This window comes from Streptomyces sp. NBC_00459, assembly GCF_036013955.1.
GTDB lineage: Bacteria > Actinomycetota > Actinomycetes > Streptomycetales > Streptomycetaceae > Streptomyces.
Genome location: NZ_CP107903.1, coordinates 7,445,597 through 7,461,577, shown reverse-complemented (window position 1 = coordinate 7,461,577; position 15,981 = coordinate 7,445,597). Strand labels below are relative to the sequence as shown.

Below are 15,981 nucleotides of genomic sequence, written 5' to 3'. Positions count from 1 at the left end.
CGGGTCGGGCGGTGTCAGAGTACGAAGCCGGCCGGGAACGGATCGTCCGGGTCCAGCAGGTACTGGGCAGTGCCCGTGATCCAGGCGCGGCCGGTGATCGTGGGCACCACGGCGGGGCGTCCGGCGACCGCCGTGCTCTCGACGAGCCGCCCGGTGAACGACGTACCGATGAAGGACTCGTTCAAGAAGTCCTGGTGCAAAGGGAGTTCACCGCGCGCGTGCAGCTGGGCCATACGGGCGGAGGTGCCGGTGCCGCAGGGCGAGCGGTCGAACCAGCCGGGATGGATGGCCATGGCGTGCCTGGAGCGGGTCGCGTTCGAGCCGGGGGCCGCCAGATAGACGTGGTGGACACCGCTGATGGTCGGGTTCTCCGGGTGTACGGGTGGACTGTCGGCGTTGATCGCGTCCATCAGGGCGAGCCCGGCGGCGAGGATGTCGTCCTTGCGTTCGCGCTCGAAGGGAAGGCCGAACTCGTCGAGGGGCAGGATGGCGTAGAAGTTGCCGCCGAAGGCGAGGTCGTACGTCACCGTGCGGCCGTCGGCGAGGGTCGCCTTCCTGTCCAGATCCACCGCGAACGAAGGCACGTTGCGGATCGTGACCGCCTTCGCCGCGCCGTTCTCCACCGCCACCTCGGCGACGACGAGTCCGGCCGGGGTGTCGAGGCGGATGGTGGTGACCGGCTCGACGACCGGGACCATGCCGGTCTCGACGAGCACGGTCGCCACACCGATCGTGCCGTGGCCGCACATCGGCAGATAGCCGGACACCTCGATGTAGACGACGCCGTAGTCGCAGTCGGGCCGGGTCGGCGGCTGGAGGATCGCCCCGCTCATGGCGGGGTGCCCGCGCGGCTCGTTCATCAGGAAGTGCCGTACGTCGTCCCGGTGTTCGCGGAACCACAGCCGGCGTTCGTTCATCGTGTCGCCGGGGATCGTGCCGATTCCGCCGGTGACGACCCGGGTCGGCATGCCCTCGGTGTGCGAGTCGACGGCGTGCAGGACGAGCTTGCTGCGCATGATCACGATCCTCTCAGGTCGGCTCGGGTGAAGTCGGGTCGGCGTGCTGTCGGCTCAGGCGAGGCCGAGGGCGACGGCCTTCTCCGTGGCCTCGCGGACCGCCTTCTCCTGCTCCGGCAGCAGCGGCATGCGCGGCGGGCGGACGGGCCCGCCGTGCCGGCCGACGATGTCCATCGACAGCTTGATCGCCTGCACGAACTCGACCTTGGAGTCCCAGCGGTGGAGTGCGTGCAGCTGTCGGTAGAGCGGCAGGGCGGTGGCCAGGTCGCCCGCCACGGCGGCGCGGTACAGCTCGACCGTCGCCCGGGGCAGGGCGTTGGGGTAACCGGCGACCCAGCCCACCGCGCCGGCCGTGGCCAGCTCCAGCAGGACGTCGTCGGCGCCGATCAACACATCGAGTTCCGGGGCGAGTTCCTGGATCTGGTAGATGCGCCGGGTGTCGCCGGAGAACTCCTTCACGCCCTTGATGTGTCCGGCCGCGTGCAGCTTGGCGAGCAGTTCGGGGGTGAGGTCGATCTTGGTGTCGATCGGGTTGTTGTACGCAACGATGTCGATTCCGGCCTCGGCGACGGCGGCGTAGTGCGCGAGCACCGAACGCTCGTCGCCGCGGTAGGCGTTGGGCGGCAGCAGCATGACGGCGGCGCAGCCGGCGTCCTTGGCCTGGGCGGCCCAGCGGGCGGACTCGGCACTGCCGTATGCGGCCACGCCGGGCATCACCCGGTCCCCACCGATGGCGGCGACCGCGGTCTCGACGACCTTCACCCGCTCCTCGGCGGTGAGCACCTGGTACTCGCCGAGCGAGCCGTTCGGTACGACGCCGTCGCAGCCGTTCTCGACGAGCCAGCGGCAATGGTCGGCGTAGGCCTCGTAGTTGACGCTCAGATCGTCATTGAGCGGCAACGCGGTGGCGACAAGAACACCGCGCCAGACGGGAGTGGGGGTACTCATAAGGACCTCACCTTTCGATATGCAGAGGTAGAGCGCCCCGACAGGGGCGCGGGGAACTGCGAGACAAGCCACGACGAACCCACGGACAAGACACGGCCATCAGCACTCAGGCTCCGCCGCCAACACCCCCAACGGCACAGGCCGAGCAAACGGCCGCTTGCCCGAACCCACCGGACACCCCGCGACGCCGGCAACACCGGTTGCGCAGACCCGCCCCTGGCACCACCCCATACCTGCCCGGGTGAGCAGCTTGACGGTCCGCAGATCGGTCGCCCCCAACTCCTCGACCGCCTCCCGGACTTCGGCGGCCGTCACCTCCTCGCATCGACAGATCACCGTGTCGTCGGCGACCTGTTCCGCCCAGTGGGCGGGCGGGGCGTAGGCGGTGTCGAGGGCGGCGAAGAACCTCCGCAGCCGGGTACGGGTCCGGGCGGCGGTCACCCAGTCGGCGGGGCGCGGCTCGGCTCCCTTCAGCCGGGCGGCGATCGAGTGGCCGGCGATCTCGCCCTCGGCCAGCGCGAGCACCGCTCCCCCGATGCCGGTGGCCTCGCCCGCCGCCCAGACACCGTGGACATCGGTGCGCTGCTCGGCGTCGGTGACGACGAAGGGGTCCCCGGTGGCGTCGATCGCGCACCCCAGGTTCTCGGCGAGGTCGGTGTGCGCGAGCATGCCGTGCCCGACGGCCAGGGTGTCGCAGACGATCCGGCGCCTGGTGGCCGGCCGTACCCGGCCGTGGGTGTCCAGGGCGGCGACGGTGACGGCCTCGACGCGATCGGTCCCGTGCGCCGCGACCACCGTGTGACGTACCGTCACCGGCACCTTGTGGCGCAGCAGTCGGGCCGCGTACCGGGCCGCCTCCGCGATCTTCGCCGGGTTGGCCGCGAGCGTCGCGGAGTGCCGTACGAAGTCGGCGGGGTGTGTTGACTCGACGTACGCGGCGACCTCGGCGCCCGCCGCGGCGAGGCCGGCCGCGACCGGCATCAGCAGCGGCCCGGTTCCGGCGACGACCGCTGTACGGCCCGGCAGGACGAGGCCGCCCTTGAGCATCGCCTGCGCACCGCCCGCGGTGATCACACCGGGGAGGGTCCAGCCGGGGAAGGGCAGCACCTTCTCGTAGCCACCGGTGGCGAGGAGGACTGCGTCGGCGGTGACGGTCTGCGACCCGGTCTGCCCGGGACCGATCAGGGCGTGCACACCGAAGCCGCCGCCTCCCCCGAACTCCCTTTCCACCAGCCACACATGACGGTCCGCCAGGTGAGTGACCCGACCTGCCGCGACATGCGCCGCCAGTCGGCCCCGCAGTTTCTTCCAGGTGCCCCAGGCGTGGTGCAGGGCCTGTGGTCTCCGTGCGTTCAGCGCGGCGGCGGGCTGCCGGTAGAACTGCCCGCCCGCCTGCTCCCCGGCGTCGAGCAGCACGACCCGTACGCCCCGGTCGGCGGCCGTCAGCGCGGCGGCGAGGCCCGCCGGACCGGCGCCGACCACCGCGAGAGAGGCCCTACCCGAGTTCGTCATGGCCGGTGCCCTCCTGGGTGCGGATCGCGTCTCCGGGGGTGGCCGGGACCAGGCAAGCCCGTTGGTTGGGGCGGTCGTTGACGGTGACGAGACAGTCGAAGCAGACCCCGATGCCGCAGAAGATCCCGCGTGGCGCACCGCTGCCCCGGGTGCTGCGCCAGGAGGTGATGCCCGCCGACCAGAGCACGGCGGCGACGGTCTGACCGGGCAGTGCGTCGGTCTCGTCCCCGTCGACGGTGACGGTGAACGGGGGTCCGGGCCGTGCCCTGGCCAGCCCCAGCGGAGTCACCTTCTTCACCATCTCCACCTTCCCGATCTTCCCGACCATCTCGGCCGTCTCGGCCCGCTTCGTCCTCTTCGCGCTCCTCACCGCTCCTCCCCCGCGAATCTGTCCGGGCGGAACGGCGCCAGATCGAGGTCGGGCGTTCTGCCCGTCAACGACTGTGCGATCAGGTGCCCCGTACCGACCGCGAGCCCGATCCCCGCCCCCTCGTGACCGCACGCGTGGTAGAGCCCCGGCGCCCGGGGATCCGCCCCGATGGCCGGCAGATGGTCCGGCAGATAGGGGCGGAAGCCCAGGTAGGCGCGCATCGCGTGGACCGTGCCGAGGACCGGGAAGAGGGCCGTCGCCTGGGCCGCCAGTCGGCGTACGACAGCGAGGGAGAAGGTCCGGTCGAAACCGACCCGTTCGCGGCTGGCCCCGATCAGTACCGGGCCCGCGGCCGTGCTCTCGACGACCGCCGAGGACTGGAGCCCGGCGTCACCACTGGCGACATCGGCGACGTAGTCGGCGGCGTACACCTTGTGGCGGACGGTGCCGGGCGGCAGTGGTTCGGTGACGAGGACGAAGCCGCGGCGTGGCAGCACGGGCAGGCGCACCCCGGCCAGCGCGGCGACCTCGCCGCCCCAGGTGCCGGCCGCGTTGAGGACGACCGTGGCGTGGATGTCGCCGTGCCCCGCCGTCCGTACGCCGTGCACGGAGCCGTCCGGCGCGCGCAGGATGCCCGTGACGGCCGTGCCGGTGAGCAGTTCGGCCCCGGCCCGCCGGGCCGCCCGGACGACCTGGGCGGCGGCGAGGGAGGGCATCACCTGGCAGTCCTGCGGGTACCGGACGCCGCCCGCGAGGTCGGGGGCCAAGTGCGGTTCCAGGTCTGCGAGTCGGCCGGCGTCGATCACCTCGGCCTCGACGCCCGCCGCCCGCTGTCCGGCGGCGAAGCCGGTCAGCGCGGCCATGCCCTCGGCGTCGGAGGCGACGACGATCCCGCCCTTCGCCTCGAACTCGACGGCACCGCCGATGCCCGGCTCGGCGGCGAGGTCGTGCCAGAGGCGGGCGGAGAGCAGCGCGAGATCCAGCTCGGGCCCCGGCTCCTTGTCGGAGACGAGCAGGTTGCCCTCACCCGCGCCGGTGGTGCCGCCGGCCACCGGTCCCCGGTCGAGGACCAGGGTCACGAGGCCCGCCCGGGCGAGATACAGGGCGCAGGCGGCGCCCACCATTCCGGCACCGATGACCACAACATCGCAGGTCAGTCGCTTACTCACGTCAGTACAATGTCACATATTCCCTTTGCCGCCAAGGGCGCCTAGGCTCGACCCGCCGCCGATCCGACCTGCGGCAGGGCATGTCTCTTACCGGGGCTGCGCATACTGCGGGAACGGCAGTGCACGCCACCACGCCTCACAACGAAGAAGGTGCCGACAGGTGTCCAGGGAATCCACGGAGACCACCCAGACCGCCGAGACCACCGCGCCGATCGAGCCCACCGAAACCGCCGAGACCGCCGAGACCAAGGACCGTAAGAACCGCCTCTACCCGTCCGTCTCCCCCCAGCTGGCCCAGCTGATGACGACGGGGTGGGCCGACACCGAACTCCAGGACCTGCGCCCGATCGAGCAGGCGCCCTATGCCGCCGAGCGCCGCGCCGCCCTCTCCGCCCGGTTCCCCGGCGAGCGGCTGATCGTCCCGGCCGGCAACCTCAAGGTCCGCGCCAACGACACGCACTACCCGTTCCGCCCTTCCACCGAGTACGTCCACCTCACGGGCGACCAGACCGAGGACGCGCTCCCTCGTCCTCGAACCCCGCCCGGACGCCGGCGGCCATGACGCCATCGCCTATCTCCTGCCCCGCTCCGACCGGGAGAGCGGCGAGTTCTGGCAGGGCGCGGCCAAGGGTGAGCTGTGGGTCGGCCGCCGTCACTCCCTGGCGGAGGCCGAACAGCTCCTCGGCCTGCCCTGCCGTGACGTCCGCGAGGCGGCGGAGGAACTGCGTGCCGCCCCCGTTGTCCCCACCCGGATCGTGCGCGGCCACGACGCCGGGCTCGAAGCCGCGGTGCCGACGGACGAGGACCGTGACACCGAGCTGAAGTCGGTCCTGTCCGAGCTGCGTCTGGTGAAGGACGAGTGGGAGATCGGCGAGATGCGCAAGGCGGTCGACTCGACCGTGCGCGGATTCGTGGACGTGGTGAAGGAGTTGGCGACCGCGATCGCCACCTCGGAGCGCTGGATCGAGGGAACCTTCTTCCGCCGCGCCCGACTTGAGGGCAACGACATCGGCTACGGCTCGATCTGCGCCGCCGGCGACCACGCCACGATCATGCACTGGCAGCGCAACGACGGCGAAGTCCGCCCGGGAGAACTGCTGTTGCTCGACGCGGGCGTGGAGACGAACTCCCTCTACACCGCCGACGTCACCCGCACCCTCCCGATCAGCGGCACCTTCACCCCGCTCCAGCGCAAGATCTACGACGCGGTCTACGAGGCGCAGGAAGCCGGCATCCGAACGGTCAAGCCCGGTGCCGCCTACCGGGACTTCCACGTCGCCGCCCAGCGGTACCTGGCCGAGAAGCTCGTCGAGTGGGGCCTCCTGGAGGGCGACCCGGAAGACGTGTACGAGCTGGCCCTCCAGCGCCGCTTCACCATGGCGGGCACCGGTCACATGCTGGGCCTGGACGTGCACGACTGTGCCAAGTCGCGTACCGAGCTGTACGTCGACGGAACCCTCGAACCCGGCATGATCCTCACGGTCGAGCCGGGTCTGTACTTCCAGCCGGACGATCTGACGGTGCCGGCGGAGTACCGGGGCATCGGAGTCCGGATCGAGGACGACATCCTGGTGACGGCGGACGGTCACGAGAACCTGTCGGCCGGGCTGCCCCGTACGTCCGACGAGGTCGAGGCATGGATGCGGGGGCTGACCGGCGCGTAGCACCGGGCAGCCCCCGTCGGCCCCGTCGGGCCGGGCTCGCGGGTCAGACCTCCTTGAGGACGACCTCCTGGACCTGCTCCGAGCGGACGGTCGGCATCGGGATGAAGCCGGAGCGGCGGAACTCCACCAGGCTGGTCTTCACCCGCACCGGGCCGGGCTCGTAGGCGCCCGGCTCGGTGGCCTTGGTGTTCGACCACTGGTGCCAGGAGCCGTCACAGCTGGCGGGGATGCTGTCCATGCCGTACCAGACGTTCTCGCCGCGCTCGATCGAGGCCGCGACACGGACGGAGTCGCCGGTGCTGAGGCAGCGGTAGCTGCCGGAGAGCGTGAGCTCGCCGTCGGACGTGATGCTGCCGGATTCGACCGTCACCCGGTCGAATCCCTCGTCGGCGGCCTGGGCCGCCGACGCGGCCGGGGCCACGGCCAGCAGCACGGCGCCGGCGGCGACGGCCGCGGCACGGGAGAGGGACGAGAAGGCCGGGAACGACGGCGCGAAGGACAGTGACATGGGGAAACCTCCTTGGGGGGGACTCCACAGGTACTGGTCCCCCGCGCCCGCGCGCGTGATCATCACCCCTTCGTCGGCGAGTCGCGCACGCCGACTGCCACGCTTTTCGGATCATTTCCGAATGTCAGGGTGATGTCACAGCACGTCCGCGTGGTGTCACGCTTCCTCGACACGACTTGGCGTCGGGCCCCCGGCACGGGCATCGTCAGAAGTGGCAAGGATCCATCGCGGCACAGCATCACTGCATCGCACCCGAGCACCAGCATCCGATCCGGAGGCACACCATGTGTTCACACCAGCCCCCGTGCCCCTCGGCCGACCGTCCCGACCGGGACGCCGCGCACATCGTCGCCTTCCATCCCGAGCAGGGCTGGAACCTCCTGTGCAACGGCGCGATCGTCTTCGACGACACCGGCGAGCTGCTGCCCGACGGCAGCGTGATCACCCCGCACCGTCTGGCCGCCGCGGCCTGAACGACCCGGGGCCCCGGTTCACCGACTCGCTACGGCAGCACCGCGAAGCCGTCGAGTTCGACCAGGGCCCGTTCGTCCCAGAGCCGGACGATCCCGACGACCGCCATCGCCGGATAGTCGCGCCCCGCCAACCTCCTCCAGATACGGCCGAGTCGAGGGGCCTGGACACGGTAGTCGGCGACGTCCTTCGCATACACGGTGACCCTGGCCAGATCGGCGGGAGTGCCGCCGGCCGCGTGCAGTGCGGCGAGCAGATTCCCCAGGGCACGCTCGAACTGCTCGGGCAGGGTGTCCCCCACGACCTTCCCGTCGACGTCGAGCGCGGTCTGTCCCGCGAGGAACACCAGCCGGGAGCCGGTGGCGACGACGGCGTGCGAGAAGCCGGCGGGCGGCGAGAGACCGTCAGGATTGACGCGCTCAACACTCATTCGGTACCCGCCCCTTCGTCCAAGCCCCTGTACAACTCCTTCGCGATGACCGTCCGTTGGACTTCGCTCGCCCCCTCGTAGATACGCGGTGCCCGCACCTCCCGGTAGAGGTGTTCGAGGAGGTGGCCGCGCCGCAGTGCCCGCGCGCCGTGCAGTTGGACGGCCGCGTCGACGACGTACTGCGCGGTCTCGGTGGCCAGCAGCTTCGCCATCGCGGCGCGCCCCGGGACCTCTTGGGCGCCTTCGTCGTACGCCGCCGCTGCCGCGTAGACCATCAGCCGGGCCGCCTCGGTGCGCAGGGCCATCTCGGCGACCTGGTGGGCGACGGCCTGGAGGTCCTTCAGCTTGCCGCCGAACGCGTCCCGTCGGCCGGTGTGGGCGAGGGTCGCGTCCAGGGCCGCCTGGGCCATGCCGACCGCGAAGGCGCCGACGCTCGGGCGGAACAGGTTCAAGGTGCCCATGGCGACGCGGAATCCGCGGTCGGGTTCGCCGATGACGTCGTCAACGGTCACCGGTACGGCGTCGAGGGCGAGGGCGCCGATGGGGTGCGGGGAGAGCATGTCGAGGGCGGTGCCGGTGAGGCCGGGCCGGTCGGCGGGGAGCAGGAAGGCCGTGACGCCACGGGCCCCCGCGCCCGCTGTCGTACGGGCGAAGACGGTGTAGAAGTCGGCTTCGGGGGCGTTGGAGATCCAGCACTTCTCGCCGGTGAGGCGCCAGCCGGTGGGGCCGTCGGGGGTGGCCGCGAGTGACAGGGCCGCCGCGTCGGAGCCCGCGCCCGGCTCGCTCAGCGCGAAAGCGGCCACCGCGCTGCCCGCGCTCACCCGGGGCAGCCACTGTTCGCGCTGGGCCGGGGTGCCGTGGGCGTGGACCGGGTGGGCGCCGAGGCCCTGGAGGGCGAGGGCGGTCTCCGCCTCGGTGCAGGAGTGGGCCAGGGACTCCCGCATCAGGCACAGGTCGAGTGCGCCGGAGGTGAACAGCCTGGACAGCAGGCCCAGTTGGCCGAGTTCGGCGACGAGGGGACGGTTGACGCGGCCCGGTTCGCCCTTCTCGGCGAGCGGTCGCAATCGGTCGGAGGCCAGCGTGCGCAGTTCGGCACACCAGGCGGCCTGTGCCGGTTCGAGCGAGAATGCGGGCATCGCCGGTCCTCCCTCCGAGGCCACCGGTCGCGACCCCTTCCCCGACGGTATCGCGCACAGTTGACTGCCGTCACCAACACGATACGCTCGTTCTGCGCGCCCACCATTTCGCCCATCACGGCAAGGGGGGAACCGCCATGGACCCCACGCATCCCAGGCAGCCCGGGTACGGCAGGGTTCCCGAGGAGCGCACCGCCCCCGCCCGACAAGCCCCCTCGGCCCATGTGGACACCTTCGCGCGCGACCATCTGCCGCCCCCGGACCAGTGGCCCGAGCTCCGCCTGGACCTGCCCGAGCTGCGCTACCCCGACCGGCTGAACTGCGCGGCCGAGCTGCTGAGCGGCGCCGGTGCCGCCCCCGGGCGCCCGGCGTTCCGTACCGCCGCCGGCGAGGTGTGGACGTACGGCGAGCTGCGCTCCCGCGTCGACCGGGTCGCGCATGTCCTGACCCGGGATCTGGGGGTCGTACCCGGCAACCGGGTCCTCCTGCGCGGCCCCACCACACCGTGGCTCGCGGCCTGCTGGCTGGCGGTGCTGAAGGCCGGTGCGGTCGCGGTCACCGTGCTGGCCCAGCAGCGTCCGCACGAGCTGAGCACGATGTGCGAGATCGCCCGGGTGCGGCACGCGCTGTGCGACATCAGGGCCCTGGACGACCTCACCAAGGCGGGGATACCGGGGTTGCGGATCACGACGTACGGCGGCGACGGCCTCGACGACCTGCTGAACCGTCCGGTGCCCGGCACCCCGTACCCCGCCGTGGACACCGCGGCCGACGACGTGGCGCTGATCGCGTTCACCTCCGGCACCACCGGCCGCCCGAAAGGGTGCATGCACTTCCACCGGGATGTGCTCGCCGTCGCCGACACCTTCTCGCGGCACGTGCTGAAGCCGCACGCGGACGACGTGTTCGCGGGCAGTCCGCCGCTCGGCTTCACCTTCGGGCTCGGCGGTCTGGTGGTCTTCCCGATGCGGGCCGGGGCCAGCGCGCTCCTCCTCGAACAGGCGGGCCCCAAGCAGCTGTTGCCGGCCATCGCCGAGCACCGCGTCTCGGTCCTGTTCACCGCGCCGACGGCGTACCGCGCGATGCTCGACGAGCTGGACGCGTACGACACCGGCTCCCTGCGCCGCTGTGTCTCGGCGGGCGAGAACCTGCCCGAGGCCACCTGGCGGGCCTGGTACGAGCGCACCGGCCTGCGGCTGATCAACGGCATCGGCGCGACCGAACTGCTGCACATCTTCATCTCGGCGGCCGACCAGGACATCAGGCCCGGCACGACCGGGGTTCCGGTTCCGGGGTGGCACGCGCGCGTGCAGGACGAGGACGGCGTGCCGGTGCCGGACGGCACGCCCGGGCTCCTCGCGGTGCGCGGTCCGGTCGGCTGCCGATATCTCGCCGATCCGCGCCAGGGCGCGTATGTGCGGGGCGGCTGGAACATCACCGGGGACACGTACGTCCGGGAGAGCGACGGGTACTTCCGGTACGTGGCCAGGGCCGACGACATGATCATCTCGGCCGGGTACAACATCGCGGGCCCGGAGGTCGAGGAGGCCCTGCTGCGCCATCCGGACGTCGTGGAGACGGCCGTGGTGGGGCGGGGCGACGAGGCGCGCGGGCAGGTCGTGGTGGCGTATGCCGTGCTCAAGGAAGGCGTGAGGCGGGACGCGGAGGCGCTGCGCGCGTTCGTCAGGGGGGAGCTGGCACCGTACAAGTGTCCGCGCGAGATCGTCTTCCTGGACGCGCTGCCGCGGACGGCGACGGGCAAGCTCCAGCGCTTCCGGCTGCGCGCCGACCCGACGCCGACCTGACCCCACCCTGACGTGATCTTGACCGAAAGTCATTCACCTGGGGTAGTTGACCAGCGGAAATGGCGAACAGCAGTGATTCCGGCGGCCTAAAATGATCAACGTGTCCGAACAGCACGCCCCGCGGTCTCTCATTGTCACGCTCTACGGCGCGTACGGCCGTTTCATGCCCGGCCCGGTACCCGTCGCCGAGCTGATCCGGCTCCTCGCCGCGGTCGGTGTCGACGCGCCCTCCGTACGGTCGTCCGTGTCCCGCCTCAAGCGGCGCGGCCTGCTCCTGCCTGCCCGTACGGCTCAGGGCGCGGCCGGGTACGAACTCTCGCCGGACGCCCGTCAGTTGCTCGACGACGGCGACCGGCGCGTGTACGCCGCCACCCCGCCCCCGCACGACGAGGGCTGGATCCTCGCCGTGTTCTCCGTCCCCGAGTCGGAGCGCCAGAAACGCCACGTGCTCCGTTCCCGGCTGGCCGGACTCGGCTTCGGCACGGCGGCCCCGGGCGTGTGGGTGGCCCCGGCACGCCTCTACGAGGAGACCCGCCACACCCTGGAGCGGCTGCGCCTGGACCCGTACGTCGACTTCTTCCGCGGCCAGCACCTGGGCTTCGCGGCGACGGGCGAGGCGGTCTCCCGCTGGTGGGACCTGGCCGCGATCGCCAAGGAGCACGAGGCGTTCCTCGACCGCCACGCGCGCGTGCTGCTCGACTGGGAGAAGCGCGCGGACACCCCGCCCGAGGAGGCGTACCGCGACTACCTGATGGCTCTGGACTCCTGGCGCCACCTGCCGTACACCGACCCCGGGCTGCCCGCCCACCTGCTCCCGGCGGACTGGCCGGGCGTCCGCTCGGCGGCCGTCTTCCAGGGGCTGCACGCCCGGCTGCGGGACGCGGGGTCCCGGTTCGCGGGGCTGTGATTCGCGCAGCTGTAATTCGCGGGGTGGCGGTGCGAAGGACGGCGGGTGGAGGCCCTCTACAGCGCCGAGGTCAACTCCCCAGTGTCAGCCGGGGTTTGGGCTCGTCCGAGCGTCCGGTGCGTGGGCGCCGGCCGCCAGCCCGGTACGGCATCGGCCAGACGACGCCCGGACCCTCGTAGCCCTGCTCGGCCGCCGCGTGCAGGGTCCAGTTCGGGTCGTAGAGATGGGGGCGGGCCAGCGCGCAGAGGTCCGTACGGCCCGCCAGGATCAGGGAGTTGACGTCGTCCCAGGAGGAGATCGCGCCCACGGCGATCACCGGGGCGCCCGTCTCGTGACGGACACGGTCCGCGAACGGGGTCTGGTACGAACGGCCGAACTCCGGCTGCTCGTCGGCCACCACCTGGCCGGTCGACACGTCGATCGCGTCGGCGCCATGGGCGACGAAGGCGCGCGCGATCGCGACGGCGTCCTCGGCCGTCGTACCGCCGTCGGCCCAGTCCGTGGCCGAGATACGGACGGTCATGGGGCGCTCCTGGGGCCACACCTGCCGTACGGCGTCGAAGACTTCTAGGGGGAAGCGGAGGCGAGCGGCGAGCGGGCCGCCGTACGCGTCCGTGCGGTGGTTGGTGAGTGGGGAGAGGAAGCCGGAGAGCAGGTAGCCGTGGGCGCAGTGGAGTTCGAGCAGGTCGAAGTCTGCGTGGGCGGCTCTGCGGGCGGCTGCCGTGAACTGCTCGCATATTGCCGCGAGTTGAGCGTGCGTCAGTTCGTGCGGAGTCTGGCTGCCCGGCCGGTAGGGGATCGGGGACGCGGCGACGAGCGGCCAGTTGCCCTGCTCAAGCGGCTCAGCGCCGTAGACGGCCTCCCACATCAGCTTCGTCGAGCCCTTCCGACCTGAGTGGCCGAGCTGGATGCCGAGTGCGGTGCCCGGGGCCTGGGAGTGCACGAAGGCGGTGATGCGCTGCCAGGCCCCGGTCTGCCGGTCCGTGTAGAGGCCGGCGCAACCCGGGGTGATGCGCCCTTCCGCGCTGACGCACACCATCTCGGACATCACCAGGCCGGCGCCGCCCAGCGCTCTGGCCCCCAGGTGGACGAGGTGGAAGTCGCCGGGGACACCGTCCGTGGCCGAGTACATGTCCATGGGGGACACGACGACGCGGTTGCGGAGGGTCAGTCCGCGCAGCCGGAAGGGCGTGAACATCGGCGGGGTCCCGGTCGGACAGCCGAACTCCCGCTCCACGGCCGCGGTGAAGTGCGGGTCGCGCAGCCGCAGGTTGTCGTGGGTGACGCGGCGGCTGCGGGTGAGGAGGTTGAAGGCGAACTGGCGCGGCGGCTGGTCGAGGTAGAGGGGCAGGTTCTCGAACCACTCCAGACTGGCGCGGGCCGCCCGCTGGGTGGAGGCGACGACGGGCCGCCGCTCCTCCTCGTACGCCGCCAGCGCCTCGGGCAGGGTCGGCCGCTCCTCCAGACAGGCGGCGAGCGCGAGGGCGTCCTCGACGGCGAGCTTGGTGCCGGAGCCGATGGAGAAGTGGGCGGTGTGGGCGGCGTCCCCGAGGAGCACGACGTTGCCGTGCGACCAGCGGTCGTTGACGACCGTGCGGAAGGTGGTCCACGCCGACTTGTTCGCGCGCAGCGGCCGTCCGCCGAGGGCGTCCGTGAAGATCTTGGCGCAGCGGTCGGCCGATGCCGCTACGTCGCTCTCGTCGAAGCCCGCCGCCCGCCACACCTCCTCCCGCATCTCGACGATCACGGTCGAGGAGTCGGCGGAGTACGGGTAGCCGTGGAGCTGCATCACGCCGTGCGCCGTCTCCGCGATCTCGAAGCGGAAGGCGTCGAAGGCGAAGTCGGCGGCGAGCCAGAGATAGCGGCAGCGGTGGGTGGTGAGCCGGGGCCGGAACTCCTGGGCGTAGGCCTCGCGGGTGGTGCTGTGCACGCCGTCGGCGGCGATGACCAGGTCGTACGTCTCCGCCAGCCACGCCGGGTACGGCGCCTCCGTGCGGAAGCGCAGTTCGACGCCGAGCGAGCGGCAGCGGGCGTGCAGGATCTCCAGGAGCTGTTGTCTGCCGAGGGCGGCGAAGCCGTGGCCTCCGGAGGTGTGGCGGGTGTTGCGGTGGACGATGTCTATGTCGTCCCAACGGGTGAAGTGTTGTTGCAGGGCTTCGTATACGGCCGGGTCGGCGTGCTCTATGCCGCCGAGGGTTTCGTCGGAGAGGACCACTCCGAAGCCGAAGGTGTCGTCGGGGGCGTTGCGTTCCCAGAGGGTGATCTCCCGATCGGGCCGGAGGCGTTTGAGCAGGGCTGCGGCGTACAGGCCACCGGGGCCGCCGCCGATGATCGCGATGCGGTGGGGGTGGTTCGGATGCGCCGGCGGGTGCGGGTTCGTTGTGGCTGGTCGCGCAGCTCCCCGCGCCCCTGGGTAGGCCGCCCCTGACGTTGGTTTCATCGTCCCCGCCATTTCGGGGGGCGCTTCTCGGTGAACGCCGCGTGGAACTCCTTGTAGTCCTCGCCGGTCATGAGGAGGGCCTGGGTGGCGGCGTCCAGTTCCACGGCTGCCGCCAGGGGCATGTCCAGTTCGGCGGTGAGGAGGGCCTTCGTCTGTGCGTACGCCAGTGCCGGGCCCTCCGCGAGGCGGTGGGCCAGTGTCCGGGCCGCCTCGTCGGCGCGGCCCTCGTCGGTCAGTTGGCTGATCAGGCCGATGCGCTCGGCCTCGGGCGCCCGCACCGGCTCGCCGAGCATCAGCAGGCGGGTCGCGTGACCGAGTCCGACGACCCGGGGCAGCAGGTAGGCGGCGCCCATGTCGCCGCCGGAGAGGCCGACCCGGGTGAAGAGGAACGCGAAGCGCGCGGACGGGTCGGCGACACGGAAGTCCGCGGCCAGCGCGAGAACCGCTCCGGCACCCGCCGCCACGCCGTGCACCGCCGCGATCACCGGGAAGGGGCACTCCCGTACGGCCCGCACGACCTGCCCGGTCATCCGGTTGAAGTCGACCAGCTGGGCGGTGTCCATGGAGAGGGTGGCGCCGATGATCTCGTCGACATCGCCGCCGGAGCAGAAGCCGCGGCCCTCTCCGGCCAGCACCAACGCCCGTACGGATCTCTCCCGGGACAGCTCGGCGAGCAGGTCGCGCAGGTCGGCGTAGGCGCCGAAGGTGAGGGCGTTGAGTTTCTCGGGACGGGCGAGGGTGACGGTGGCCACGCCGGTGGGGGCGAGGTCGAGGCGGAGGTGGTGCCAGGTGGAGGTGCGGGGGGTCGAGCCGGTGAAGGGACTCATACGCGGCCTCCTCGTCACGCGGGGGACGGCTGCGTATGAATTTATCACTCATCTGTGACTGTCGTCATGACTACGCGATACATCGGGGACCGCGGCGGCGGCCTGTTCCGGTGATCCGGTCCCGTCACGAGGCGTCAATAGCGCGGTAACAGTGGGAGTGGTCAGGGGAGACGGGCCGTTGGTGTGGGTAAGCCGAACGGTGAGCGGGGCCGTAAGTCCCGCGCGGCGCCCGACCAGTGCCTCGGCCGGACCCCGCCGTACCATTCCTATTGTTGAAAGCAGGACAGCCTGCTCCATGAACGGAACCGCCGTGCAAGAACCCCCCGCCCCCGCCTCCTGGCGTATCGCCCTGCCGCACACCGCCGCGGCGGTGCCTGTCGCCCGCGCGCTGGTCCGCACGGCTCTGACCGAGCTGGAGCATGCGGCGGCGGACTGCGACACGGCGGAACTGCTCACCGCGGAGCTGGTGGCGAACGCCGTGGAGCACACGGCCGGGGACGCGCCGATAGAGCTGGTGGTGGAGCTGCTGCCGACCAGTTGCCAGGTCGAGGTGCACGATCCCGACCCGGCGCCGCCGGGGAATCTGACGCGGCCGTTGTCGGAGGAGCCGGATCCCTGGCAGGAACACGGGCGGGGGCTGCTGCTGATCCGGACGCTGAGCTCGTCCTGCGGCCACCGGACCACGGACTCGGGCAAGGCGGTGTGGTTCCGGGTACCGGTGGTACCGGCACAGTGGCGTCGGGCGTAGGGGTTCGCGGGGCCCGGGGGCGGCAGCCCC

General features: G+C 71.7%; 14 protein-coding genes and 1 pseudogene. 5 read left to right on the top strand and 10 right to left on the bottom strand.

Annotated elements, in window-relative coordinates:
• Window positions 1-14: 14 nt before the first annotated feature.
• From OHN74_RS33010 to OHN74_RS32990, 5 genes are all read right to left on the bottom strand, one after another.
• Complete coding sequence (locus tag OHN74_RS33010; protein WP_327698210.1) at window positions 15-1,016, bottom strand: proline racemase family protein; 1,002 nt, start codon at window positions 1,014-1,016, stop codon at window positions 15-17.
• Between the two features lie 54 nt (window positions 1,017-1,070).
• On the bottom strand, window positions 1,071-1,964 hold the full coding sequence (locus OHN74_RS33005; RefSeq protein WP_327698209.1) for a dihydrodipicolinate synthase family protein: 894 nt from the start codon (window positions 1,962-1,964) through the stop codon (window positions 1,071-1,073).
• 99 nt (window positions 1,965-2,063) lie between these two features.
• Window positions 2,064-3,476, bottom strand: coding sequence for an FAD-dependent oxidoreductase (locus tag OHN74_RS33000; protein WP_327698208.1), 1,413 nt, complete (start codon window positions 3,474-3,476; stop codon window positions 2,064-2,066).
• Window positions 3,460-3,765, bottom strand: a complete 306-nt coding sequence (locus OHN74_RS32995; protein ID WP_327700360.1) for a (2Fe-2S)-binding protein — start codon at window positions 3,763-3,765, stop codon at window positions 3,460-3,462. The genes OHN74_RS33000 and OHN74_RS32995 overlap by 17 nt, the downstream gene beginning before the upstream one ends.
• A 77-nt stretch (window positions 3,766-3,842) precedes the next feature.
• On the bottom strand, window positions 3,843-5,015 hold the full coding sequence (locus OHN74_RS32990; protein ID WP_327698207.1) for an NAD(P)/FAD-dependent oxidoreductase: 1,173 nt from the start codon (window positions 5,013-5,015) through the stop codon (window positions 3,843-3,845).
• Window positions 5,016-5,316: 301 nt separating this feature from the next.
• On the opposite strand from OHN74_RS32990, the pseudogene OHN74_RS32985 reads away from it, so the two are divergent.
• Window positions 5,317-6,679 (top strand): annotated as a pseudogene (locus tag OHN74_RS32985) (aminopeptidase P family protein).
• Between the two features lie 43 nt (window positions 6,680-6,722).
• Here the strand turns inward: OHN74_RS32985 and OHN74_RS32980 are convergent.
• The gene (locus OHN74_RS32980; protein WP_327698206.1) at window positions 6,723-7,187 is read right to left on the bottom strand and encodes a DUF6299 family protein; all 465 of its coding nucleotides are present in this window, start codon (window positions 7,185-7,187) and stop codon (window positions 6,723-6,725) included.
• Window positions 7,188-7,471: 284 nt separating this feature from the next.
• Between OHN74_RS32980 and OHN74_RS32975 the strand changes: the two genes are divergently transcribed.
• Window positions 7,472-7,660 (top strand): DUF5999 family protein, encoded by a 189-nt coding sequence (locus OHN74_RS32975; protein ID WP_327698205.1) that lies wholly within the window; start codon window positions 7,472-7,474, stop codon window positions 7,658-7,660.
• A gap of 29 nt (window positions 7,661-7,689) precedes the next feature.
• Here the strand turns inward: OHN74_RS32975 and OHN74_RS32970 are convergent, their stop codons facing one another.
• Both OHN74_RS32970 and OHN74_RS32965 read right to left on the bottom strand, forming a co-directional pair.
• A complete protein-coding gene (locus OHN74_RS32970) occupies window positions 7,690-8,088 on the bottom strand; it encodes a RidA family protein (protein ID WP_327698204.1) in 399 nt (132 codons plus the stop codon).
• Entirely contained in the window at window positions 8,085-9,224 is a 1,140-nt protein-coding gene (locus OHN74_RS32965; RefSeq protein WP_327698203.1) for an acyl-CoA dehydrogenase family protein, read from the bottom strand. Before OHN74_RS32965 ends, OHN74_RS32970 begins: the two co-directional genes overlap by 4 nt.
• A 137-nt stretch (window positions 9,225-9,361) precedes the next feature.
• Here OHN74_RS32965 and OHN74_RS32960 point away from each other — a divergent pair, with 137 nt between their 5' ends.
• Both OHN74_RS32960 and OHN74_RS32955 read left to right on the top strand, forming a co-directional pair.
• Entirely contained in the window at window positions 9,362-11,029 is a 1,668-nt protein-coding gene (locus OHN74_RS32960; protein ID WP_327698202.1) for an AMP-binding protein, read from the top strand.
• A 91-nt stretch (window positions 11,030-11,120) separates the two neighbouring features.
• Window positions 11,121-11,936: a PaaX family transcriptional regulator gene (locus tag OHN74_RS32955; RefSeq protein ID WP_327698201.1), complete on the top strand. Its 816-nt coding sequence runs from the start codon at window positions 11,121-11,123 to the stop codon at window positions 11,934-11,936.
• A 70-nt stretch (window positions 11,937-12,006) separates the two neighbouring features.
• On the opposite strand, the gene OHN74_RS32950 is transcribed toward OHN74_RS32955, so the two are convergent.
• Window positions 12,007-14,376 (bottom strand): bifunctional salicylyl-CoA 5-hydroxylase/oxidoreductase, encoded by a 2,370-nt coding sequence (locus OHN74_RS32950; RefSeq protein ID WP_327698200.1) that lies wholly within the window; start codon window positions 14,374-14,376, stop codon window positions 12,007-12,009.
• The gene (locus OHN74_RS32945) at window positions 14,373-15,203 is read right to left on the bottom strand and encodes an enoyl-CoA hydratase family protein (protein ID WP_327698199.1); all 831 of its coding nucleotides are present in this window, start codon (window positions 15,201-15,203) and stop codon (window positions 14,373-14,375) included. The genes OHN74_RS32950 and OHN74_RS32945 overlap by 4 nt, the downstream gene beginning before the upstream one ends.
• A 295-nt stretch (window positions 15,204-15,498) precedes the next feature.
• Between OHN74_RS32945 and OHN74_RS32940 the strand changes: the two genes are divergently transcribed.
• Window positions 15,499-15,951 carry an ATP-binding protein gene (locus OHN74_RS32940; protein WP_327698198.1) on the top strand — a complete coding sequence of 151 codons (453 nt, stop codon included), beginning with the start codon at window positions 15,499-15,501 and terminating at the stop codon, window positions 15,949-15,951.
• The last annotated feature ends 30 nt before the right edge of the window (window positions 15,952-15,981 follow it).

Coding starts and splice junctions, on each gene's coding strand:
- OHN74_RS33010 (WP_327698210.1), bottom strand. CDS start 1,016: ATGCGCAGCAAGCTCGTCCTGCACGCCGTCGACTCGCACACCGAGGGC.
- OHN74_RS33005 (WP_327698209.1), bottom strand. CDS start 1,964: ATGAGTACCCCCACTCCCGTCTGGCGCGGTGTTCTTGTCGCCACCGCG.
- OHN74_RS33000 (WP_327698208.1), bottom strand. CDS start 3,476: ATGACGAACTCGGGTAGGGCCTCTCTCGCGGTGGTCGGCGCCGGTCCG.
- OHN74_RS32980 (WP_327698206.1), bottom strand. CDS start 7,187: ATGTCACTGTCCTTCGCGCCGTCGTTCCCGGCCTTCTCGTCCCTCTCC.
- OHN74_RS32975 (WP_327698205.1), top strand. CDS start 7,472: ATGTGTTCACACCAGCCCCCGTGCCCCTCGGCCGACCGTCCCGACCGG.
- OHN74_RS32970 (WP_327698204.1), bottom strand. CDS start 8,088: ATGAGTGTTGAGCGCGTCAATCCTGACGGTCTCTCGCCGCCCGCCGGC.
- OHN74_RS32965 (WP_327698203.1), bottom strand. CDS start 9,224: ATGCCCGCATTCTCGCTCGAACCGGCACAGGCCGCCTGGTGTGCCGAA.
- OHN74_RS32960 (WP_327698202.1), top strand. CDS start 9,362: ATGGACCCCACGCATCCCAGGCAGCCCGGGTACGGCAGGGTTCCCGAG.
- OHN74_RS32955 (WP_327698201.1), top strand. CDS start 11,121: ATGATCAACGTGTCCGAACAGCACGCCCCGCGGTCTCTCATTGTCACG.
- OHN74_RS32950 (WP_327698200.1), bottom strand. CDS start 14,376: ATGAAACCAACGTCAGGGGCGGCCTACCCAGGGGCGCGGGGAGCTGCG.
- OHN74_RS32945 (WP_327698199.1), bottom strand. CDS start 15,203: ATGAGTCCCTTCACCGGCTCGACCCCCCGCACCTCCACCTGGCACCAC.
- OHN74_RS32940 (WP_327698198.1), top strand. CDS start 15,499: ATGAACGGAACCGCCGTGCAAGAACCCCCCGCCCCCGCCTCCTGGCGT.